General features: G+C 70.5%; 23 protein-coding genes and 1 pseudogene. 18 read left to right on the plus strand and 6 right to left on the minus strand.

Features of this window, described 5'->3' with window-relative positions; genetic code table 11:
• The first annotated feature begins 99 nt into the window (after positions 1–99).
• A complete protein-coding gene (locus tag Q8A52_RS07585) occupies positions 100–267 on the plus strand; it encodes a hypothetical protein (protein ID WP_316747397.1) in 168 nt (55 codons plus the stop codon).
• A gap of 49 nt (positions 268–316) precedes the next feature.
• On the opposite strand, the gene Q8A52_RS07590 is transcribed toward Q8A52_RS07585, so the two are convergent.
• Complete coding sequence (locus Q8A52_RS07590) at positions 317–874, minus strand: hypothetical protein (RefSeq protein ID WP_316747399.1); 558 nt, start codon at positions 872–874, stop codon at positions 317–319.
• Positions 875–987: 113 nt separating this feature from the next.
• Between Q8A52_RS07590 and tsaB the strand changes: the two genes are divergently transcribed.
• The 9 genes and pseudogenes from tsaB (at position 988) to Q8A52_RS07635 (ending at position 7,125) form a co-directional block, all read left to right on the plus strand.
• Complete coding sequence (gene tsaB / locus Q8A52_RS07595; RefSeq protein WP_316747401.1) at positions 988–1,644, plus strand: tRNA (adenosine(37)-N6)-threonylcarbamoyltransferase complex dimerization subunit type 1 TsaB; 657 nt, start codon at positions 988–990, stop codon at positions 1,642–1,644.
• Complete coding sequence (gene rimI, locus Q8A52_RS07600) at positions 1,641–2,171, plus strand: ribosomal protein S18-alanine N-acetyltransferase (RefSeq protein WP_408649155.1); 531 nt, start codon at positions 1,641–1,643, stop codon at positions 2,169–2,171. The genes tsaB and rimI overlap by 4 nt, the downstream gene beginning before the upstream one ends.
• The gene (gene tsaD, locus Q8A52_RS07605; protein WP_316747403.1) at positions 2,164–3,261 is read left to right on the plus strand and encodes a tRNA (adenosine(37)-N6)-threonylcarbamoyltransferase complex transferase subunit TsaD; all 1,098 of its coding nucleotides are present in this window, start codon (positions 2,164–2,166) and stop codon (positions 3,259–3,261) included. The genes rimI and tsaD overlap by 8 nt, the downstream gene beginning before the upstream one ends.
• Positions 3,258–3,515: a hypothetical protein gene (locus tag Q8A52_RS07610; protein ID WP_316747405.1), complete on the plus strand. Its 258-nt coding sequence runs from the start codon at positions 3,258–3,260 to the stop codon at positions 3,513–3,515. Before tsaD ends, Q8A52_RS07610 begins: the two co-directional genes overlap by 4 nt.
• Positions 3,516–3,527: 12 nt before the next feature.
• Positions 3,528–3,674: pseudogene (locus Q8A52_RS07615) on the plus strand (cellulose binding domain-containing protein); the annotation flags it as partial.
• A gap of 122 nt (positions 3,675–3,796) precedes the next feature.
• Positions 3,797–4,852 carry an LCP family protein gene (locus Q8A52_RS07620; protein WP_316747407.1) on the plus strand — a complete coding sequence of 352 codons (1,056 nt, stop codon included), beginning with the start codon at positions 3,797–3,799 and terminating at the stop codon, positions 4,850–4,852.
• A 171-nt stretch (positions 4,853–5,023) separates the two neighbouring features.
• Complete coding sequence (locus Q8A52_RS07625) at positions 5,024–5,380, plus strand: YciI family protein (RefSeq protein ID WP_316747409.1); 357 nt, start codon at positions 5,024–5,026, stop codon at positions 5,378–5,380.
• 43 nt (positions 5,381–5,423) lie between these two features.
• Positions 5,424–6,710: an RNA polymerase sigma factor gene (locus tag Q8A52_RS07630; RefSeq protein WP_316747412.1), complete on the plus strand. Its 1,287-nt coding sequence runs from the start codon at positions 5,424–5,426 to the stop codon at positions 6,708–6,710.
• Positions 6,711–6,840: 130 nt separating this feature from the next.
• Complete coding sequence (locus Q8A52_RS07635) at positions 6,841–7,125, plus strand: hypothetical protein (protein WP_316747414.1); 285 nt, start codon at positions 6,841–6,843, stop codon at positions 7,123–7,125.
• A 4-nt stretch (positions 7,126–7,129) separates the two neighbouring features.
• Here the strand turns inward: Q8A52_RS07635 and Q8A52_RS07640 are convergent, their stop codons facing one another.
• Complete coding sequence (locus Q8A52_RS07640; RefSeq protein ID WP_316747416.1) at positions 7,130–8,365, minus strand: THUMP-like domain-containing protein; 1,236 nt, start codon at positions 8,363–8,365, stop codon at positions 7,130–7,132.
• A 90-nt stretch (positions 8,366–8,455) separates the two neighbouring features.
• On the opposite strand from Q8A52_RS07640, the gene Q8A52_RS07645 reads away from it, so the two are divergent.
• The 4 genes from Q8A52_RS07645 to groL all read left to right on the plus strand — a co-directional run bounded on the left by Q8A52_RS07645 (position 8,456) and on the right by groL (position 12,655).
• The gene (locus tag Q8A52_RS07645; protein WP_316747418.1) at positions 8,456–9,388 is read left to right on the plus strand and encodes a polysaccharide deacetylase family protein; all 933 of its coding nucleotides are present in this window, start codon (positions 8,456–8,458) and stop codon (positions 9,386–9,388) included.
• Positions 9,385–10,224, plus strand: coding sequence for a polysaccharide deacetylase family protein (locus tag Q8A52_RS07650; RefSeq protein ID WP_316747420.1), 840 nt, complete (start codon positions 9,385–9,387; stop codon positions 10,222–10,224). Before Q8A52_RS07645 ends, Q8A52_RS07650 begins: the two co-directional genes overlap by 4 nt.
• Positions 10,225–10,595: 371 nt before the next feature.
• Positions 10,596–10,904, plus strand: coding sequence for a co-chaperone GroES (gene groES / locus Q8A52_RS07655; protein WP_316747423.1), 309 nt, complete (start codon positions 10,596–10,598; stop codon positions 10,902–10,904).
• A gap of 122 nt (positions 10,905–11,026) precedes the next feature.
• Positions 11,027–12,655 (plus strand): chaperonin GroEL, encoded by a 1,629-nt coding sequence (gene groL / locus Q8A52_RS07660; RefSeq protein ID WP_316747425.1) that lies wholly within the window; start codon positions 11,027–11,029, stop codon positions 12,653–12,655.
• A gap of 60 nt (positions 12,656–12,715) precedes the next feature.
• Here the strand turns inward: groL and Q8A52_RS07665 are convergent, their stop codons facing one another.
• From Q8A52_RS07665 to Q8A52_RS07675, 3 genes are all read right to left on the minus strand, one after another.
• On the minus strand, positions 12,716–13,423 hold the full coding sequence (locus Q8A52_RS07665; RefSeq protein ID WP_316747427.1) for an ester cyclase: 708 nt from the start codon (positions 13,421–13,423) through the stop codon (positions 12,716–12,718).
• Positions 13,424–13,499: 76 nt separating this feature from the next.
• Positions 13,500–14,273: an SDR family NAD(P)-dependent oxidoreductase gene (locus Q8A52_RS07670; protein WP_316747429.1), complete on the minus strand. Its 774-nt coding sequence runs from the start codon at positions 14,271–14,273 to the stop codon at positions 13,500–13,502.
• A 50-nt stretch (positions 14,274–14,323) separates the two neighbouring features.
• Positions 14,324–15,016 (minus strand): MOSC domain-containing protein, encoded by a 693-nt coding sequence (locus Q8A52_RS07675; RefSeq protein ID WP_316747432.1) that lies wholly within the window; start codon positions 15,014–15,016, stop codon positions 14,324–14,326.
• A gap of 80 nt (positions 15,017–15,096) precedes the next feature.
• On the opposite strand from Q8A52_RS07675, the gene Q8A52_RS07680 reads away from it, so the two are divergent.
• Positions 15,097–15,996, plus strand: a complete 900-nt coding sequence (locus Q8A52_RS07680; protein WP_316747435.1) for a LysR family transcriptional regulator — start codon at positions 15,097–15,099, stop codon at positions 15,994–15,996.
• Between the two features lie 65 nt (positions 15,997–16,061).
• Here the strand turns inward: Q8A52_RS07680 and Q8A52_RS07685 are convergent, their stop codons facing one another.
• Positions 16,062–16,391, minus strand: coding sequence for a WhiB family transcriptional regulator (locus Q8A52_RS07685; protein WP_316747437.1), 330 nt, complete (start codon positions 16,389–16,391; stop codon positions 16,062–16,064).
• A gap of 381 nt (positions 16,392–16,772) precedes the next feature.
• Here Q8A52_RS07685 and Q8A52_RS07690 point away from each other — a divergent pair, with 381 nt between their 5' ends.
• From Q8A52_RS07690 to guaB, 3 genes are all read left to right on the plus strand, one after another.
• The gene (locus Q8A52_RS07690) at positions 16,773–17,384 is read left to right on the plus strand and encodes a response regulator transcription factor (protein WP_003948568.1); all 612 of its coding nucleotides are present in this window, start codon (positions 16,773–16,775) and stop codon (positions 17,382–17,384) included.
• 257 nt (positions 17,385–17,641) lie between these two features.
• Positions 17,642–18,229, plus strand: coding sequence for a sigma-70 family RNA polymerase sigma factor (locus Q8A52_RS07695; RefSeq protein ID WP_263211719.1), 588 nt, complete (start codon positions 17,642–17,644; stop codon positions 18,227–18,229).
• Positions 18,230–18,383: 154 nt separating this feature from the next.
• On the plus strand, positions 18,384–19,889 hold the full coding sequence (gene guaB, locus Q8A52_RS07700) for an IMP dehydrogenase (protein WP_316747443.1): 1,506 nt from the start codon (positions 18,384–18,386) through the stop codon (positions 19,887–19,889).
• Positions 19,890–19,934: the final 45 nt, after the last annotated feature.

Consider the following 19,934-nt stretch of genomic DNA (forward strand, 5'->3'; position numbering starts at 1 on the left):
CAAGATATTGCGCCGCACGTCCCGGGCGTGGTCACATGGTATCCAGTCCGTAGTTAGGTGTGCCTAACTACGCCCGCCCCCGCTCGTCAGGAGGCGTCCGTGTCCGCTTCTCAGCCCAGGGTGCAGCCCCCGCCTCATCCGGTCGCCGGGGTGTCCATGCGCGATCTGCTGGCCTCGTGCGCGGCTGCGGACGCGGTCTCCAAGCCGCCGCGCGAGCCCGAGCCGCGCGCGCCGAAGCCGGCGCGGGAAGAGCCCGCGGCCGCTTGACGCCGTACGGCGGCCGAGGGCCGTACTGCTGCCGCGGTGGATCGTACGGCTAACGGATCACGACGACCCGTACCCCGATCGTCGCGAACTTCCACATCTCGTTCCCGTCCGTGCGCCTCTCCCGGATGCCGCCCGTCTTCACGGTCGTGTCGGGATCCGCGGCGGTGCCGTCCACCGCGGCGCTGAAGCCGATGACCACATCGCCCACGCTGGTGAAGCGCACGACGTGCTCGACGGGGACGCCGTCGGTACCGGTGACCTCACGCGAGCGTGACGTCACCGCGTACGAGCCCGGGAGCGGGTCGACGCTGCCCGGGGTCACCTTGAAGGTGTGCCGCACCGTGCCGTTCTCGCCGACCAGCCACACCCGGTCGTCGTCCACCGAGTACACGACACGTTCACCCGTGCCCGACCCGCCGGGCAGGGCGGTGGGGTGCTTGGTGTCCCGGGGCGCCTTGGTGGCGGCCACGGCGGGCGAGGCGCTCGTCGAGGGCTTGCCGCCGAGACCGGCCGGGACAGTGGCCGCTGCCTGGTAGGCGAGGAATCCGACCGTTCCGACGGCCGCGGCGGTGAGCCCGGCCACGATTCCCGAGCTGGTCCCTGCCACGTGCGCCCACCTCTGCCTCGTGTCATATGTCGTACTTCGTGCAGACGGTAGCAGCCGGTGACCGTGTCACCGGGGCGGCCGTGCGAGCGGCGCGGGAGCCGTAGGCTGTTCGCGTGCTCTTGCTCGCTCTGGATACCGCCACCCCCGCCGTCACCGTCGCCCTGCACGACGGTGAGGCCGTCATCGCCTCGTCCAGTCAGGTGGACGCGCGACGGCACGGCGAGCTGCTCCTGCCGGCCGTCGACCGTGTGCTCGCCGAGGCCGGGCTCAAGCTGGACGCCCTCACCGGGATCGTCGTCGGCATCGGACCCGGCCCCTACACCGGACTGCGCGTCGGCCTGATGACCGCCGACACCTTCGGGCTCGCGCTCGGCGTCCCCGTGCACGGTGTGTGCACGCTCGACGGCCTCGCGTACGCCTCCGACATCGAAAAGGGCCCCTTCGTCGTGGCGACCGACGCCCGGCGCAAGGAGGTCTACTGGGCCGAGTACGCCGACTCGCGCACCCGGCTCACCAATCCGTCGGTCGACCGCCCCGCCGACATCGCCGACCGGGTGGCGGGACTGCCCGCCGTCGGCGCGGGTGCGCTGCTCTACCCCGACACCTTCCCGAACGTCCACGAGCCCGAGCATGTCTCCGCCGCGGCACTCGCCTCGCTGGCCGCCGAGAAGCTGGCCGCGGGCGAGGAACTGCCTCAGGCCCGGCCGCTGTATCTGCGCCGGCCCGACGCCCAGGTCCCCAAGAACTACAAGGTGGTCACCCCCAAGTGACCGAGCCCGTAACCTCCCGACTGCGCGAGATGCGCTGGTGGGACATCGATTCCGTCCTCGAGCTGGAGAAGGACCTCTTCCCCGAGGACGCGTGGTCGCGCGGCATGTTCTGGTCCGAGCTGGCGCACGCCCGGGGCCCGGAGGCCAGCCGGCGGTACGTCGTCGCCGTCGAGGGAAGCCGGATCGTCGGCTATGCGGGCCTGGCTGCCCAGGGCGACCTCGGTGACATCCAGACCATCGCCGTGGCCCGTGACCACCAGGGCACCGGTCTCGGCGGGCTGCTGCTGACCGAGCTGATGCGCGCGGCGACCGCCTTCGAGTGCGCCGAGGTGATGCTCGAGTGCCGCGTCGACAACGTCCGGGCGCAGAAGCTCTACGAGCGCCACGGCTTCGAGCCCATCGGCTTCCGGCGTGGCTACTACCAGCCGGGGAACGTCGACGCCCTGGTCATGCGACTGACCACAGCACCCGACGGCGGCTCCGCCACGGGTTCGAGCTCCGTACAAGGAACCGAGATCAATGACTGACGAACCTCTGGTCCTGGGGATCGAGACCTCCTGCGACGAGACCGGCGTCGGCATCGTCCGCGGCACCACCCTGCTGGCGGACGCCGTCGCCTCCAGCGTCGACGAGCACGCCCGCTTCGGCGGGGTGGTGCCGGAGGTGGCGTCCAGAGCGCACCTGGAGGCGATGGTCCCGACCGTCGACCGGGCGCTGAAGGACGCGGGGATCAGCGCGAAGGACCTGGACGGCATCGCCGTGACCGCCGGCCCGGGTCTCGCGGGCGCGCTGCTGGTCGGTGTGTCGGCGGCGAAGGCCTACGCCTACGCCCTCGGCAAGCCCCTCTACGGCGTGAACCACCTCGCCTCCCACATCTGCGTGGACCAGCTGGAGCACGGCGCGCTGCCCGAGCCCACGATGGCGCTGCTGGTGAGCGGCGGCCACTCCTCGCTGCTGCTGTCCACGGACATCACCTCCGACGTCCGCCCGATGGGCTCCACCATCGACGACGCGGCCGGCGAGGCCTTCGACAAGATCGCCCGCGTGCTGAACCTGGGCTTCCCGGGCGGCCCGGTCATCGACCGCTACGCGCGCGAGGGCGACCCGGAGGCGATCACCTTCCCGCGCGGTCTGACGGGCCCGCGCGACCCTGCGTACGACTTCTCCTTCTCGGGCCTGAAGACGGCCGTGGCCCGCTGGATCGAGGCCAGGCGGGCGGCGGGCGAGGAGGTCCCGGTGCGCGATGTGGCGGCGTCCTTCCAGGAGGCGGTCGTCGACGTCCTCACCCGCAAGGCGGTGCGCGCCTGCAAGGACGAGGGCGTGGACCACCTCATGATCGGCGGCGGTGTGGCCGCCAACTCCCGGCTGCGGGCCCTGGCCCAGGAGCGCTGCGAGGCCGCGGGCATCCGGCTGCGCGTGCCGCGCCCCAAGCTGTGCACGGACAACGGCGCGATGGTGGCCGCCCTGGGCGCGGAGATGGTGGCACGCGGGCGCGCGGCGTCCAGCTGGGACCTGTCCGCGGACTCCTCGCTGCCGGTGACGGACCCGCATGTGCCGGGCACCTCCCACGACCACGACCATGTGCACGAGGTCAGCAAGGAGAACCTCTACTCGTGAACGTCGCGCTGATGTGGGAGGCGAGGGCGACGCAGGACCGCGGCGAGGACCTCTTGACCTGGGCCCGGGCCCGGGAACTCCCCGCCTCCCCACTCCGCCGTGAGACCTTCCGCGGCCCCCAGGACCGGGTCCTGGTCATCACATGGTGGGACGCCCCGCTCGACGCCGACCTGCCCGAACTCCCCGAGCCCCCGGCCGACTTGGTCTCGCGACCGGTGCACCGGTGGCGGTTCGAGTCGGTGGGGGAGGGCTAGCCCGCTACCCGGAACGCCATCTGCATCCAGTGCGGCGCGGCGGTCTCGTGCGTGAACGCCTCGTACAACGGATCGGCCCCGGACCGCGGTTCGGTGATGCTCGGGTTCAACGCGTCGTGGAGCGGCAGCAATCCGGTACCCACGGTGACGCCCGGCTGAGCCGAGCCCGGACCGAGCCTGGACTGAACGGGCGCTGAGAAGCGTGAGATTCTCCGAAGAAAACGGCCTCTCGCCACCAGAACCTAACAGTCTCCTAATAATTTCGGACTTACGTTCTTGCCGTGACCGTACACGACGAGAACGGCGACGAGCGCAGGCGGTTGGGGCGGCGATCGAGGGTGCTGAAGGCCGCCGGTTTCACCCTGGCGGGTGTACTGGTGCTCGGCATCGCCACCGGGGGCTGGGCCTACTGGCACCTCAACAACAACATCAAGAGCGTCGACATCAACAGCGCGCTCGGTGACGACCGCCCGGCGAGAGCGGTGGTCACCCCGTCCGCGGCTGCCTCGGCGGCCACGGCCCCGCTCCCCACCGGTGCCGTGAACATCCTGGTCCTGGGCTCCGACTCGCGCAGCGGCAAGGCGAACAAGGAGCTCGGCGGCGGCAACAGCTCGGGCGCCCGCTCCGACACGGCGATGGTCGTGCACATCGACGCGGGCCGTACCGAGGCCACCGTCGTCAGCATCCCGCGCGACACGCTGGTCACCCGCCCGTCGTGCCCGCTGTCCTCCGGGGGCTCCACGGCGGAGGCCTACAACGCCATGTTCAACAGCGCCTATTCGGTGGGCGGACCGGTGTGCGCGGTCAAGACCGTCGAGTCGATAACGAACGTCCGCATGGACCACTACATCGAGATCGACTTCTCGGGCTTCGCGAAGCTGGTGAACGCCCTGGGCGGCGTCACCGTCACCACCGACGAGGACATCGACGACGACAAGAGCCATCTGCATCTCGAGGCGGGCACCCATCACCTGAACGGAAAGCGGGCCCTGGCCCTCGCCCGCACCCGGCACGGCATAGGCGACGGCAGCGACCTCGGCCGGATCGGCCTCCAGCAGAAGCTGGTGAGGGCCATGTTGGAGCAGATGGCGGACACCGACCTGCTCACCGACCCCGCCAGGCTGTACCGGGTCGCCGACGCGGTGACCGCCGGCCTGACCACGGACACCGGCCTCGACTCCCTGACGGAACTGATGCGCCTCGGCCAGAGCCTGAAGGGTCTGTCCGCGGACCACGTGAGAACGGTGATGATGCCGGTGGTCACAGCGCCGTCCGACCCCAACCGCGTGGTCGCGAAGGAACCGGCGGCGACCGAGCTGTGGGAGTCGCTGCGCTGAAGCGGAGACGCCCGGCTCGCCCCCGCCTACGACCTGCGGAAACGCGATGAAGCCGGGCCGTGGAAAAAATCTTCGGAGAATTTTGGGGCGCATGTCGATTCGGGTGTCTCCCGTTCGACGCATGGGTGAGAGGCGGGGAGAGGCCCCGCCCCTTGGACCGAAGGAGTCACCATGCCCCGCTATCTGTCGCTCGTGCGGATCGACGAGGCCGGCGCCCCCGCCGACGGCCCCAGCCCGGAGCTGATGCAGCGGATGGGCGAGCTGATCGAGGAGATCACCAAGGCCGGGGTGATGCTCGACACCGCTGGGCTGACCCCGTCCGCCGAGGGCACCCGCGTGCGCTGGGAGGGCGGCGAGCTCTCCGTCACCGACGGGCCGTTCACCGAGTCCAAGGAGGTCATCGGCGGCTACGCGATCATGCAGTGCAAGGACAAGGCCGAGGCGCTGGAGTGGACCAAGCGGTTCCTGAAGGTGCACGAGGAGCACTGGACGGTGACCTGCGAGGTCCGTGAGATCGCCGAGGGCTGAGATTTCTTGGCGTACGGCCGTCGGCGGTGTTGCATGGTGGGCTGTGGAACAGCAGCCCACCGAGCAGCCTCCGGAGCAGCCCTCCGCCTCCCGGGCGATCGAGACCGTCTTCCGGCTGGAGTACCCGCGCGTCATCGCCGGCGTCACCCGCATCGTCCGGGACGTCGGCATCGCGGAGGAGCTCGCCCAGGACGCTCTGGTCGCCGCCCTGGAGCGGTGGCCCGGGGAGGGCGTGCCGGACAACCCCGGCGCCTGGCTCATGACCACCGCCCGGCACCGCGCCGTGGACCTGGTCCGCCGCCGGGAGCGCTACGCCCGCAAGCTCGCGGAGATCGGCCGCGACCTGGAGACCACGGCCCCGCCGCACGAGCCCGCCGACCCGCAGGACATCGACGACGACCTGCTCCGTCTGGTCTTCACCACCTGCCACCCGGTGCTGTCCGCCGAGGCTCGTATCGCCCTCACCCTGCGCCTGCTGGGCGGCCTGACGACACCCGAGATCGCCCGCGCCTTCCTCGTCCCCGAGCCGACCGTCGCCCAGCGCATCGTGCGCGCGAAGCGCACGCTCGCGACGAAGAACGTCGCCTTCGAGGTGCCGTACGGCCCCGACCGCGAGGCCCGTCTGGGTTCGGTCCTGGACGTCATCTATCTGATCTTCAACGAGGGGTACGCCGCGACGGCCGGAGACGACTGGCTGCGGCCCGCCCTGTGCGAGGACGCCCTGCGCCTGGCCCGTGTCCTGTCCTCCCTCATGCCGAAGGAACCGGAGGTCCACGCCCTGACCTCGCTCCTGGAGTTCCAGGCGTCCCGCGCCGCCGCCCGCACCGGCCCCGACGGCGCACCGGTCCTCCTCAAGGACCAGAACCGCCGCCGCTGGAACCGCATGCTCATCGCCCGCAGTATCAAGGCCCTCAACCGCGCGGACGCCGCGTCCACGGGCGCTCCCGGCCCGTACGTCCTCCAGGCCGCGATCGCCGCCTGCCATGCGCACGCGTTCTCCTACGAGGAGACCGACTGGACGGCCATCGCGACCCTGTACGGCCTGCTCGCCGTCCGCGCCCCGTCCCCGGTCGTCGAACTCAACCGCGCGGTCGCCGTCTCCATGGCCGAGGGCCCGGGCCCGGCCCTGGAGATCGTCGACGGCCTCGCCGCCGAACCCGCTCTGCGCGACTACCACCTGCTGCCCAGTGTCCGCGGCGATCTGCTGGCCCGCCTCGGGCGTACGGCGGAGGCGAGTGCCGAGCTCGCGCGGGCCGCCGGGCTCACCCGCAACGCGCGGGAGCGGGAGCTGCTGGCCGCGCGGGTACGGGAGCTCGGCGGGCAGCCATGAACGTCACACAGGTAACTGCTGCCCCTCCATTCCCTTCCTGATCAGCAAGGTTCCATCCGACAGATCTTCCGCGCGCCGCAGACTCGTCGCGCTCTCCGCCGTCACGGCCCTCGCCGCCGGCGCGGCGGCCGTGCTGGCCCCGGCCGCGTCCGCCGGCACCACCTGGACGGCGGACAACGGCATCCTCACCGGCGACCTGGACGGCGCCGTCTCGCAGCTGTACGAGGACGGCACCGCACCCGTGGTCCGGGCCAAGAACGCGATGAAACCCGCCTGGTCGCCCGACGGCAGCCGCATGGCCTACGTCAACCAGTCGACCGGACGCGTCAACGTCGTCGGGCACGACTTCACCGGTCCCGTGGAGCTCCCGGTCAACACGACCACTCGATCGCTGCGGACCACGGCCGAGCAGTAGGCACTCAGCCGTTCGCGGGCGCCCCGATCAGCATCGTCGGGGCGCCCGCGACGCGTGTGAGGAACACGGTCGCCGAGTTGGGCCCCTGGGGCTTCACCTTCCGCCGCAACTCCTCGGGCTCCACGGCCGACCCGCGCTTCTTGACGGTCAGCGTGCCGACCTCCCGCTCCCGCAGCAGCGCCTTCAACTTCTTCACGCTGAAGTGGAGTTGATCGGTGATCTCGTAGGCGGACGCGTACGCCGTCGGCCGCAGTTCGTCCGCCGTGACGTACGCGATGGTCTCGTCGACGAGCCCGCCGCCGACCGACTCGGCCACCTCGGAGACCAGATGCGCACGGATGACGGCACCGTCGGGTTCGTACAAGTACCGCCCCACGGGCCGCACTCGGGGATCGGGCAGCCCCCGCCCGAGCAGCGAGCGCGGCCCCGGCAGCAGCGTGGCCCGCACGGCGCCCGGCCGGATCCCGGCCCCGAACCACAGCACCGCCTCCTTCACGTCGCCGCCGTCGGAGATCCACTCGGCCTCGGCGCCGGCCGGGACCGTCTCGTGGGGGATGCCGGGGGCGATCTTCAGCGCGGCGACCCGGGCCGCCGAGGCCGCGCCCACCGCCCAGGACAGTGGCGGGGAGTATGCCTCCGGATCGAAGATCCTCCCGCCCGTCGCCCGGCCACCACCCCTCAACGACGCGCTTCGCGCGGCCCCTCCTGGTCTGCCGCCCCGCCGCGCCGGGTCGACGAAGACGGCGTCGTACGAGGACGTGTCCACCTCCGTGACGTCCGCCTCGCGCACCTCGATCAGCGCACCCAGCCCCAGCACCTCGGCGTTCGCCCGCGCGACCTCCACCGTCAGTGGATCCCGGTCCACGGCGAGCACCCGGATCCCGGCGCGCGCGAGGGCGAGCGCGTCGCCGCCGATGCCGCAGCACAGGTCGGCGACGGAGGTCACCCCCAGGCCGCGGAGGCGTCCCGCCCGGTACGCCGCCACGCTCGTCCGCGTGGACTGCTCGACCCCGTTGGGCGTGAAGAACATCCGCTCGGCGTCCTCGGCCCCGAACTTCGCCGCCGCCCGCTGCCGCAGCCGGGCCTGGCCGAGGGCCGCCGACACCAGGTCCGCCGGGTGCTCGCGGCGCAGCCGGGTGGCGACGGCGAGTTCATCGGCGGGGGCCGTGCCGCGGACCTCGTCGAGGAGGGCACGGCCCTCGGTGGTGAGCAGGGAGCGGAAGGGGAGGAGGTCGTTCACGGGGTCATTGTGGGCCAGTCGGTGGATGGTGCGCTTCCGGCGGCGGTGCCTGCCCCGGTTCGGGGCCGGGGCCTGCGAGGATCCGGCACCATGCGAGCAGTCGTACAAAATGACAAAAATAGGGCCCTGAAGAGGGCAGGTCTCCGTGCGGGCGTCGCCGCGCTCGCCGTCGTCGCCGGTGTCTCCGGCTGTTCGGGGTCGGGCCCGGACGCCGGTGTACGTCCCGCTCCGGGCCAGCAGAGGCTCCAGGCGCCCCCCACACGCGCCCTGGACTCCTACGCCGCCCGTCTGAAGGCCGACCGCGCCGCCCTCGCGGCCGCCGCGCGGCACTGGGGCCTGGACCAGGTCCCCTTGATGCCTCCGCTGCCCCCGGCCCGCAAACCGCGGATCACAGCTCGGGCCGGCTTCGAGGTCGACGGCCAGGAGGAGGAGAAGCTGCCGCCGGTCTTCACCACGATCCCCACCAAGCAGAAGGTCGTCTTCCTCACCATCGACGACGGCGCCGAGAAGGACCCGGCGTTCCTGCGCATGATGAGCGACCTGAAGGTCCCGTACACCGCCTTCCTCAGCAACTACCTGATCAAGGACGACTACGGGTACTTCAGGCAGATGCAGGCCGAGGGCATCACCCTCAACAACCACACCCTTCATCACCCCTATCTGCCGGGTCTGTCCTACGAGGAGCAGAAGAACGAGATCTGCGGCATGCAGGACGTGATGGAGAAGTGGTTCGGCAGGAGCCCCACCGTCTTCCGCCCGCCCTACGGCAACTACAACGGGGACACCCTGCGCGCCGCCAAGGCCTGTGGCATCAAGTACGCGCCGATCTGGGACGAGGAGGTCTTCGTCGACCACTGGGAGTACCGCGAGGACGACGAGAGCCTGCACCCCGGCGACATCGTGCTCACCCACTTCCGGGGCCGTGACGACTGGGACGGCACGATGGTCGACGACATGCGCCGGTTCCTGAACAAGGTCACCCGCGAGGGGTACGCGGTGGCGCGCCTGGAGGACTACCTGTGAAGCGGCCGAGGAGGCGGCGGCGGTGCCGGGCGCTGACGGCGGCCGTGCTCGCCTCGGCCGTCCTGCTTCCCGCGAGCGGCTGCGCCCAGTCCGTCGACCCCATCGAACGGCTGGGCAAGAAGGCGGCCTCGCGGGTACGGCCGCACGGTCGGGACGGAGAGCCGGCGTACCGGCACTGGGGTCTGGGGTCTCCGCTCTCCCCGGCCCCGACGCCCCCGGTACGTCCCGCGGGGCGGCGCACGAAGGGCCGGTCCCTGCCTCCGGTGGTGGACCGCGTCCGCACCCGCGACCGAGTCGTCTTCCTCACCTACGGCGACGGTACGGAGAAGGACGCCCGGTTCGCCGACATGGTCCGTGAACTGCGGCTCCCGGTCAGTGTGTTCCTCACCGACCGCGCCGCCGGACCCGGGTACGCCCGGCTCGCCCGCCTCCAGTCGGCCGGCGCCGGCGTCCAGAACCACACCCTCGGCCACGCCTCGCTGCGCGGGCTGTCGTACGCGGGCCAGCGCGCCGAGATCTGCGGCCAGCAGGACAAACTCAAGTCCCGCTTCGGCCACCGCCCCCGCCTCTTCCGCCCGCCGCACGGCACCTACGACAGGACGACCCTGCGCGCGGCCGGCGACTGCGGCGTCTCGGCGGTGGTCCTCTGGCGTGCTGAGATGACGGCCGACGGCATCACCTACACCCATGGCAGCGAACGCCTCCGCCCGGGCGACATCGTCAACGTGGCCCCGGACGACTCCACCGCCCGCACTCTCTGCGACCGCACGACCCGGCTACTGCGCCGCGCCCAGTCCCGCGGCCTGACGGTCGGCCGCCTGGAGGACTACCTGTGACGCACGGCCGGCGCCCACCCACCCGCTGGCGACGGCGTCACCGAGCCGATTACAGCCCGTCCGGCGTTTGAGGACGAGGCCGTTCAGGCCGATGCGGGGGTCTGGGGGCGGCAGCCTCCCGGGAGCGGTCACCGCCACGCCGGGCACGCTGCTCGGACGTACGCCAACAGCGGAACAACGGCCGACGCGCCGCGGGCATTGGCACTCCGCTTGACCGAGTGCTAATCGCGGTCATAGTCTCGGCTCTGGCACTCCCCCCTGGAGAGTGCCAACAACGCGACGGGCAGGTCCGGCACCCGCGACGACGGATCGACCTGGTCGCCACCTCAGACAGTTAACCCCGTGAGATCTCCGAAGGGGGAGGTCGGATCGTGACGACCGCCAGCTCCAAGGTTGCCATCAAGCCGCTCGAGGACCGCATCGTGGTCCAGCCGCTCGACGCCGAGCAGACCACGGCTTCGGGCCTGGTCATTCCGGACACCGCCAAGGAGAAGCCCCAGGAGGGCGTCGTCCTGGCCGTGGGCCCGGGCCGCTTCGAGGACGGCAAGCGCGTCGAGCTCGACGTCAAGGTCGGCGACGTCGTTCTCTACAGCAAGTACGGCGGCACCGAGGTGAAGTACAACGGCGAGGAGTACCTCGTCCTCTCGGCTCGCGACGTGCTCGCGATCGTCGAGAAGTAATTCACCCGAAAGCACATTTCGTTGCTTTGAGCTGCGCCCTTGGCCCCCGCGACCCATAAGAAGCCGGGCGCCGGGGGCGCAGTTTTCGTTCATCCAAGATTTCCGAGAGGGCTCACGCTGTCATGGCGAAGATCCTGAAGTTCGACGAGGACGCCCGTCGCGCCCTTGAGCGCGGCGTCAACAAGCTTGCCGACACGGTCAAGGTGACGATCGGTCCCAAGGGCCGCAACGTCGTCATCGACAAGAAGTTCGGCGCCCCCACCATCACCAACGACGGCGTCACCATCGCCCGCGAGGTCGAGGTCGAGGACCCCTACGAGAACCTCGGCGCCCAGCTGGTGAAGGAGGTGGCGACCAAGACCAACGACATCGCTGGTGACGGCACCACCACCGCCACCGTGCTGGCCCAGGCGCTCGTCCGCGAGGGCCTGAAGAACGTCGCCGCCGGCGCGTCCCCGGCCGCCCTGAAGAAGGGCATCGACGCCGCCGTCGCCGCCGTCTCCGAGGACCTCCTCGCTTCGGCCCGCCCGATCGACGAGAAGTCCGACATCGCCGCCGTCGCCGCGCTGTCCGCCCAGGACCAGCAGGTCGGCGAGCTCATCGCCGAGGCGATGGACAAGGTCGGCAAGGACGGTGTCATCACCGTCGAGGAGTCCAACACCTTCGGCCTGGAGCTGGACTTCACCGAGGGCATGGCCTTCGACAAGGGCTACCTGTCGCCGTACTTCGTGACGGACCAGGAGCGCATGGAGGCCGTCCTCGACGACCCGTACATCCTCATCCACCAGGGCAAGATCTCCGCCATCGCGGACCTCCTGCCGCTGCTGGAGAAGATCATCCAGGCCAACGCCTCGAAGCCGCTGCTGATCATCGCCGAGGACGTCGAGGGCGAGGCCCTGTCGACCCTGGTCGTCAACAAGATCCGCGGCACCTTCAACGCCACCGCCGTGAAGGCCCCCGGCTTCGGCGACCGCCGCAAGGCGATGCTGCAGGACATGGCCATCCTCACGGGTGCCACCGTCATCTCCGAGGAGGTCGGCCTCAAGCTCGACCAGGTCGGTCCCGACGTGCTCGGCTCCGCCCGCCGCGTCACCGTCACCAAGGACGACACCACGATCGTCGACGGCGCCGGCAAGTCCGAGGACGTGCACGGCCGCGTCGCCCAGATCAAGGCCGAGATCGAGAACACCGACTCCGACTGGGACCGCGAGAAGCTCCAGGAGCGCCTCGCGAAGCTGGCCGGCGGCGTGTGCGTGATCAAGGTCGGCGCCGCCACCGAGGTGGAGCTGAAGGAGAAGAAGCACCGTCTGGAGGACGCCATCTCCGCGACCCGCGCCGCGGTCGAGGAGGGCATCGTCTCCGGTGGCGGCTCCGCGCTGGTCCACGCCGTCAAGGTCCTGGACGACAACCTCGGCAAGTCCGGTGACGAGGCCACGGGTGTCGCGGTCGTCCGCCGCGCCGCAGTCGAGCCGCTGCGCTGGATCGCGGAGAACGCGGGCCTCGAGGGCTACGTCATCGTCTCCAAGGTCGCCGAGCTGGAGAAGGGCAACGGCTACAACGCCGCCACCGGCGAGTACGGCGACCTGGTCAAGGCCGGCGTCATCGACCCGGTGAAGGTCACCCGCTCCGCGCTGGAGAACGCCGCCTCCATCGCCTCCCTCCTCCTCACGACCGAGACCCTGGTCGTCGAGAAGAAGGAAGAGGAGCCGGCCGAGGCCGGTCACGGCCACGGTCACGGCCACGCGCACTGAGTGACACGCTCCTGAGTGAAGGCCCGGCACTCCCGACGGAGTGCCGGGCCTTCGCGCTGCCTACTGCTCCAACTGGTCGAGGGCGCCCAGCTCCTGCATCAGCCCCAGCTGGTCGTGCTGCCACCAGGTCTCGGCGATCTTGCCGTTGTCGCCGAACCGGAACAGCGTCATCCCGGTCATGGTCACCTGCCTGCCGGTGGGCGCGATCCCCAGGAAGTCGCCCTTGTGCGTGGCGTTCCAGGTCCACCGCGCGCAGGCCCGGTCGCCCTGGGCGAGGACGTCCTCGACCGTGAAGGTGAAGTCGAAGGCACCCCGCCACATCCGGTACTCGCTGCGGGCGTTGTCCAGCCCGATCGTGTCCTGCGGATTGATCGGATCGTGGCTGTGGATGTCCTCGTCGAGCAGGTCGTTGAGCGGCGGCAGGTCGTCCGGAGTCGCGAGTGTGTCGAGGAAACGCCGCACGGTGTCCACGTACAACCGCTCGTCCCGTACGACATCCAGATCCGTGAACGTCGGCATCTCGTCGCACAGCGCGACCAACTCCTGGAAGATCCGGTCGGTCTCCGGGAGATTCGAGTTCCGCATCGCATCCTCGTACGACGGGAACTCCACCACTTCGACGATGTGCGACGCGTCCGAACGGTCCTTGCCGACCACCGCGTGCGTCGCCGTCCGCCTGCCCTTGGTCTGCTCGACCCAGTCGTCCATCAGCCGGTTCATCTCGTCCAGCCGGCTGGTCCTGCACTCGATGAGCTGTACGAAGGTCATGACGCCGCCTCCGGCCCCCCTGGTCCGGTTCCATCACGCCCCATTTTCGCACCGGAGCGGCGACGTCACCCGCCCGCTACTGCGGCCCGTACTTGCGTCCCGTCCTGGAGGTGATCCCGCCGAGCAGCGCCCGCGGTGTCACCTTCACCAGACCCATCAGCGTCTTGTAGCGCGGATCCGGGATGGACAACGACTTCCCGCGCGCGAGATCGGCCAGCGCCGCCGCGACCAGCTTGTCCGCGTCCAGCCACATCCAGCCCGGGATGTTGTCCGTGCCCATGCCGGCCCGCTCGTGGAACTCCGTGCGCACAAAGCCGGGGCACAGCGCCATCAGCCGTACGCCGCTGCCCGCCAGGTCCTTGGCCGCACCCTGCGTGAACTGCACGACCCACGCCTTGGACGCGCCGTACGTACCCCGCGGGACGAACGCGGCGACCGACGCGACGTTCACCACCCCGCCGCGCCCGCGCTCGCGCATCGCCTCCGCCGCCGCCGAGGTCAGCCGCAGCACCGCCTCGCAGTGCACCTTGAGCATCCTCAGCTCGTCGGCCATCGGGACATCGAGATAGCGGCCCTTGTTGCCGAAGCCCGCGTTGTTGACCAGCAGGTCGATGGGGTTCCTGCGGTCGGCGAGGCGGGCTGCGACCGCTTCGATGCCGGCGTCCTCGGCCAGGTCGGCCGTCAGTACCTCCGCCTCGATGCCGTGCCGGTCGTGCAGCTCGGTCGCCTGTTCGCGCAGCCGTTTGGTGTCCCGAGCCACCAGGACGAGGTTGTGCCCGTCAGCTGCCAGTCGCCGCGCGAACGCGGCACCGATCCCCGCGGTCGATCCCGTAATCAGAGCCGTTGTCATGGCCCAAGAGTAGTTACCCGGACTGACGGAGTCCGTGTCGTGACGTCGGCTCAGGGCTGATGCCGCGGCCCGTACTTGCCGGGGTACTTCGCCACGTACTTCCGCGCCTCCTCAAGTGCCTCCGGATGCAGGGCCGTACCCGCGGCGAGTACGTGCGGCAACAGCTCCCGCCGGGTGGTCTCGGCACGGAACTGCAGCGCCACCGTCACGTCGTGGTCCGGCCGGTGCACGATCTCCACCCGGTCGCCCGCCCGGATCTCGCCCGGCTCGATCACCCGGAGGTAGGCACCCGGCGCACCCTTCTGCGTGAACCGCTTCACCCACCCCCGTTCGCCCAGATGGGCCTGGAAGGTGCGGCAGGGAATGCGTCCGCAGGTCACCTCCAGCACGAGCGCCGGGCCGATCCGCCAGCGCTCGCCGATCAGGGCGCCGGACACGTCCAGGCCCTCGGTCGTGAGGTTCTCGCCGAAGGCGCCGTCGGCGAGCGTGCGTCCCAGCTCCCGTTCCCAGTCGTCGAGGTCCTCGCGCGCGAACGCGTACACCGCCTGGTCGTTGCCGCCGTGATGGCGCAGGTCGCACACCGAGTCCCCGGCAAGTCCGCTCCCGGCCGTGCCCTTGGGACCGGGTGCCGTCACCCGCACCGGCCCGTCGACAGGCCGCTTGTCGATGCCGGTGAGGCCCTCGGGCTGGTCCGTGTACTCAACTGCCCGCGCGTGGCCCAGGTTCACCGAGAGAAGCCTCATGTCCCCACGGTAAGGGAGCCGGCCTCAAAGCGTCGACGCACTATTGGATGCGGCACCCAAGGGCGACTTATGATCGGAGGGTGATCGAGGCCCGTCATCTCCGCGTCCTGCGCGCCGTCGCCGTCACCGGCTCCTTCTCGGCGGCGGGGCGCGAGCTCGGTTGCACCCAGCCCGCCGTCAGTCAGCAGATGAAGGCCCTGGAGGCCTCGGTCGGCACCCCGCTGCTGGTCCGCAGCGGCCGCGAGATGCGCCTGACCCAGGCGGGCGAGGCGCTCGTCCGGCATGCCTCCGGGATCCTCGCCGGGCTCACGGCCGCGGAGGAGGAGGTCGCCGCGATCGCCGGCCTGCGCGCGGGCCGGGTCCGGCTGGTCTCCTTCCCCAGCGGCAGCTCCACCCTCGTCCCGACCGCCCTCGCCGCCCTGCGCGCCGCGCACCCCGGCACCCGGGTCTCCCTGGAGGAGGCGGAACCCCCCAAGTCCGTGGAGCTGCTGCGCGAGGGTGACTGCGACGTGGCGCTCGCCTTCCGGTACGAGGGTGCGGCGGGCGCCGAGGAGTGGGACGACCTCGTCGTACGGCCGCTGCTGACGGACCGGCTGGTCGGCCTGGTGCCCGAGCGGCATCGCCTCGCGCGCGCGGAGTCCGTCGCGATCGGCGAACTCGCCGGGGAACCCTGGATCGCGGGCTGTCCGCGCTGCCGGGGCCAGCTGGTGGAGGTCTGCGAGAGCGCGGGCTTCACACCCCGTATCGACTTCGCCACCGACGACTACCCGGCGGTGGTCGGCCTGGTGGGCGCGGGTCTCGGCGTCGCCGTCCTGCCTCAGCTCGCGATCGAGTCCGTACGCCCCAGGGGTGCGCGCACGGTGGCGCTGGAGCCGGCGGTGCGGCGGGAGATCGTCGCCCTCACGCTGCCCGATCTGGCCCAGGTGCCGGCGGTCGCGGCGACGCTGGAGCAGCTGGCGGGGGCGGCCCGCAGGCAGTGAAGACGCGGGCACGCGTGCGCGTGCCCTGCGTGCGGTGATGTGCCGTTATCTGAAAAAACGTTCCTTCAGTCGTGCGGGGCGGCGTCCCCGTTGGACGTGGAAGCCGACACCAGCCGGTTCCTTGCCCGCCCCATGAGCTCTTCGCGCTCGTCCTCGGTCAGGCCGCCCCACACTCCGTACGGTTCGCGCACGGCCAACGCGTGCGCCGCGCACTCCGCACGGACCGGGCACCTCATGCAGACCTCCTTCGCCGAGTTCTCTCGAGCGCTCCGAGCCGCCCCGCGCTCACCCTCCGGATGGAAGAAGAGCGAACTGTCGACCCCACGGCAGGCAGCCAGAAGCTGCCAGTCCCACAGGTCCGCGTTCGGTCCGGGAAGGCGGGAGAAATCTGCCATTACGTGACCCCTTGCAGCCGTTCTGGGCGGATACGGTGTCAACGACCGTACATCTCCGGTCTAAGGAGATGAAAATATGACTCATTGCGAATCTAGCCCCAGACACCGTGAAACGGGAAGAAAATGGGCTAAATGGGGCATAGGTTGTGATGAAAAGTTGAGGGTCTGTCGGGCATGTCTGCACCGTGTCCGCCCCCTCACGTAGAGTGCCGAAGATGGCAGGCAGCCCCGTAACTCTTTCGAGTGACCGTCGTTGAGAGTGCGGAGGCGGTTGAAAACACAAGAGCTCGGGCAGGCGTCCGAGACGGTCGACCGCACAGGTGACGATTCCGTACCAGCCTGGAGGCACAAGGTGACGCGCATCAGCTGCGGAGGGCGGCCATGACATCCGTCCTCGTCTGCGACGACTCCCCGCTTGCCCGAGAGGCGCTCCGCCGCGCGGTCGCGACCGTGCCCGGCGTCGAGCGCGTGACGACGGCGGCCAACGGCGAGGAAGTCCTCCGCCGCTGGGGCGCCGACCGCTCGGACCTGATTCTGATGGACGTACGCATGCCCGGACTGGGCGGCGTCGAGACCGTGCGCCGGCTGCTGTCCGCGGACCCCGGCGCACGCATCATCATGCTCACCGTCGCCGAGGACCTCGACGGCGTGGCGCTCGCGGTCGCCGCCGGCGCCCGGGGCTATCTGCACAAGGACGCCTCGCGCGCCGAACTGCGGGCCACGGTGACGCAGGCCCTCGCCGACCCGACCTGGCGGCTCGCCCCGCGCCGGCTGCGCTCGGCCGAGATGGGCGCCGCGCCCACCCTCACCGCGCGCGAGATCCAGGTACTGGAGGGCATGAGTCACGGCCGCTCCAACGCGGAGATCGGCCGGGAGCTGTTCCTCTCCGAGGACACGGTGAAGACCCACGCCCGACGCCTGTTCAAGAAGCTCGGCGCCTCGGACCGTGCGCACGCGGTGGCGCTCGGTTTCCGGTGGGGACTGGTCCGGTAGGAGAGTGAACCGTAGCGGGGGTGCGGACGGTCCGGGGCTCCCCGCCTGCCATGTGGCGGGCGGGGCCGACCGGGCGCCCGCTGCTCGTTTCGCCGCGGATGCCGCATCCTTGAGGTGTGGAGTCTCTCGGGGACGAGTCGTTCGAGCGGAAGGGGAGGGCGCAGGGGATGAGTGCCGGCGCACCTGCTCATAACGCTTCGGTGCACAACCACGGGCACGATGCGACGGACCGGACGGCCGCAAGGCACCATGGACCGATGCGCGACGACGAGGCGGGCACGGCCCACGGGGTGATCGGTGCCCTGGTGCATCGCGCCGTCGACGGGGACGAGCAGGCCACGCACGACCTGCTCGCCCATGTCCACCCCTTGGCCCTGCGCTACTGCCGCACCCGGCTGTCCCGGCTTCCCGGTGACGCCCGGCACTTCGTCGAGGACCTCGCGCAGGAAGTCTGCGTCGCGGTCCTGCTCGCGCTGCCCCGCTACCGGGACACGGGCCGCCCCTTCGAGGCGTTCGTCTTCGCCATCGCCTCGCACAAGGTCGCCGACCTGCAGCGCGCCGCGATGCGCCACCCGGGTTCCACGGCCATTCCCTCGGACGAGATGCCGGAGCGCCCGGACGACTCCCTCGGTCCCGAGGAGCGCGCGCTGCTCAGCAGCGATGCCGAGTGGGCCAAGAAACTGCTGGCCAATCTTCCGGAGAACCAGCGCGAGCTGCTGCTGCTGAGGATCGCGGTGGGGTTGACCGCGGAGGAGACGGGACAGATGTTGGGAATGTCACCCGGAGCGGTACGGGTGGCCCAGCACCGGGCACTGAGCAGGTTGCGGGCGCTTGCCGAGCAGTAATCCCTGTGCAGTAAGCCCCTTCCTTGAACAGGCGGGCCGTCCGTTCCGTACGAACATACGAAGCCCGAAGTCACTCAGAACCGTGGAATGAGTGAGCCACGCTTCCCGTTAGCATGGACATCCGCACCGATCAAGGCCATTTGGGGAAGGTGTCATGACTGCCAACGTCGACGGAGTGCCCGGAAAATTCGCGACACTCGGGCTGACCTACGACGACGTGCTGCTGCTGCCGGGCCCGTCGGACATGGCACCCGACGAGATCGACACCGCCTCGTACGTCTCCAAGAACGTGCGGGTCAACATCCCGCTGCTGTCCGCCGCCATGGACAAGGTCACCGAGTCGCGCATGGCGATCGCGATGGCCCGCCAGGGCGGCGTCGGCGTACTGCACCGCAACCTGTCCATCGAGGACCAGGCCAACCAGGTCGACCTGGTGAAGCGCTCCGAGTCCGGCATGGTGGCCGACCCGATCACGGTGCACCCCGACGCCACGCTCGCCGAGGCCGACGCCCTGTGCGCCAAGTTCCGCATCAGCGGTGTCCCGGTGACGGACGGCAGCAAGAAGCTCCTCGGCATCGTCACCAACCGTGACATGGCCTTCGAGTCCGACCGCAGCCGTCGGGTCCGCGACGTCATGACGCCGATGCCGCTGGTCACCGGCAAGGTCGGCATCTCGGGCGCCGAGGCCATCGAGCTGCTGCGCAAGCACAAGATCGAGAAGCTGCCGCTGGTCGACGACGACGGCATCCTCAAGGGCCTGATCACGGTCAAGGACTTCGTCAAGGCGGAGAAGTACCCCAATGCCGCCAAGGACGCCGAGGGCCGGCTGCTGGTCGGTGCCGCCGTCGGTGTCGCCGGTGACTCCTTCGAGCGCGCCCAGGCCCTGATCGAGGTCGGCGTCGACTTCATCGTCGTCGACACCGCGCACGGCCACTCCCGCCTGGTCGGTGACATGATCGCCAAGATCAAGTCCAACTCCTCCGGCGTCGACGTCATCGGCGGCAACGTCGCCACCCGCGACGGCGCCCAGTCCCTGGTCGACGCCGGCGCCGACGGCATCAAGGTCGGCGTCGGCCCCGGCTCCATCTGCACGACCCGTGTCGTCGCCGGCATCGGCGTCCCGCAGGTCACCGCGATCTACGAGGCGTCCCTCGCCGCCAAGGAGGCCGGTGTCCCGGTCATCGGCGACGGCGGTCTGCAGTACTCCGGCGACATCGCCAAGGCCCTGGTCGCGGGCGCCGACACGGTGATGCTGGGCTCGCTGCTCGCGGGCTGCGAGGAGTCGCCGGGCGAGCTGCTGTTCATCAACGGCAAGCAGTTCAAGTCGTACCGCGGCATGGGCTCGCTGGGCGCCATGCAGTCCCGTGGCGACCGCAAGTCGTTCTCCAAGGACCGCTACTTCCAGGAGGGCGTCGCCTCCGACGAGCAGCTGATCCCCGAGGGCATCGAGGGCCAGGTGCCCTACCGCGGCCCGCTGTCCTCCGTCGTCCACCAGCTGGTCGGCGGTCTGCGCCAGTCGATGTTCTACGTCGGCGGCAGCACCGTGCCCGAGCTGCAGGCCAACGGCCAGTTCGTCCGGATCACCTCCGCGGGTCTGAAGGAGAGCCACCCGCACGACATCCAGATGACGGTCGAGGCGCCCAACTACACGCGGAAGTGACTCACGCGCGCGTGGAGAGGGTTTTCCACGGCTGAGACGTCGACG

Origin of the sequence: Streptomyces herbicida (genome assembly GCF_032656585.1) — a bacterium.
Classification (GTDB): domain Bacteria; phylum Actinomycetota; class Actinomycetes; order Streptomycetales; family Streptomycetaceae; genus Streptomyces; species Streptomyces herbicida.

Bases quoted from the DNA above. Each gene is read 5' to 3' on its own strand.
- groL (WP_316747425.1), top strand. From the start codon at position 11,027: ATGGCGAAGATCCTGAAGTTCGACGAGGACGCCCGTCGCGCCCTTGAG.
- Q8A52_RS07645 (WP_316747418.1), top strand. From the start codon at position 8,456: ATGCGAGCAGTCGTACAAAATGACAAAAATAGGGCCCTGAAGAGGGCA.
- Q8A52_RS07665 (WP_316747427.1), bottom strand. From the start codon at position 13,423: ATGACCTTCGTACAGCTCATCGAGTGCAGGACCAGCCGGCTGGACGAG.
- Q8A52_RS07675 (WP_316747432.1), bottom strand. From the start codon at position 15,016: ATGAGGCTTCTCTCGGTGAACCTGGGCCACGCGCGGGCAGTTGAGTAC.
- guaB (WP_316747443.1), top strand. From the start codon at position 18,384: ATGACTGCCAACGTCGACGGAGTGCCCGGAAAATTCGCGACACTCGGG.
- Q8A52_RS07625 (WP_316747409.1), top strand. From the start codon at position 5,024: ATGCCCCGCTATCTGTCGCTCGTGCGGATCGACGAGGCCGGCGCCCCC.
- tsaD (WP_316747403.1), top strand. From the start codon at position 2,164: ATGACTGACGAACCTCTGGTCCTGGGGATCGAGACCTCCTGCGACGAG.
- Q8A52_RS07695 (WP_263211719.1), top strand. From the start codon at position 17,642: ATGCGCGACGACGAGGCGGGCACGGCCCACGGGGTGATCGGTGCCCTG.
- Q8A52_RS07685 (WP_316747437.1), bottom strand. From the start codon at position 16,391: ATGGCAGATTTCTCCCGCCTTCCCGGACCGAACGCGGACCTGTGGGAC.
- Q8A52_RS07670 (WP_316747429.1), bottom strand. From the start codon at position 14,273: ATGACAACGGCTCTGATTACGGGATCGACCGCGGGGATCGGTGCCGCG.
- Q8A52_RS07690 (WP_003948568.1), top strand. From the start codon at position 16,773: ATGACATCCGTCCTCGTCTGCGACGACTCCCCGCTTGCCCGAGAGGCG.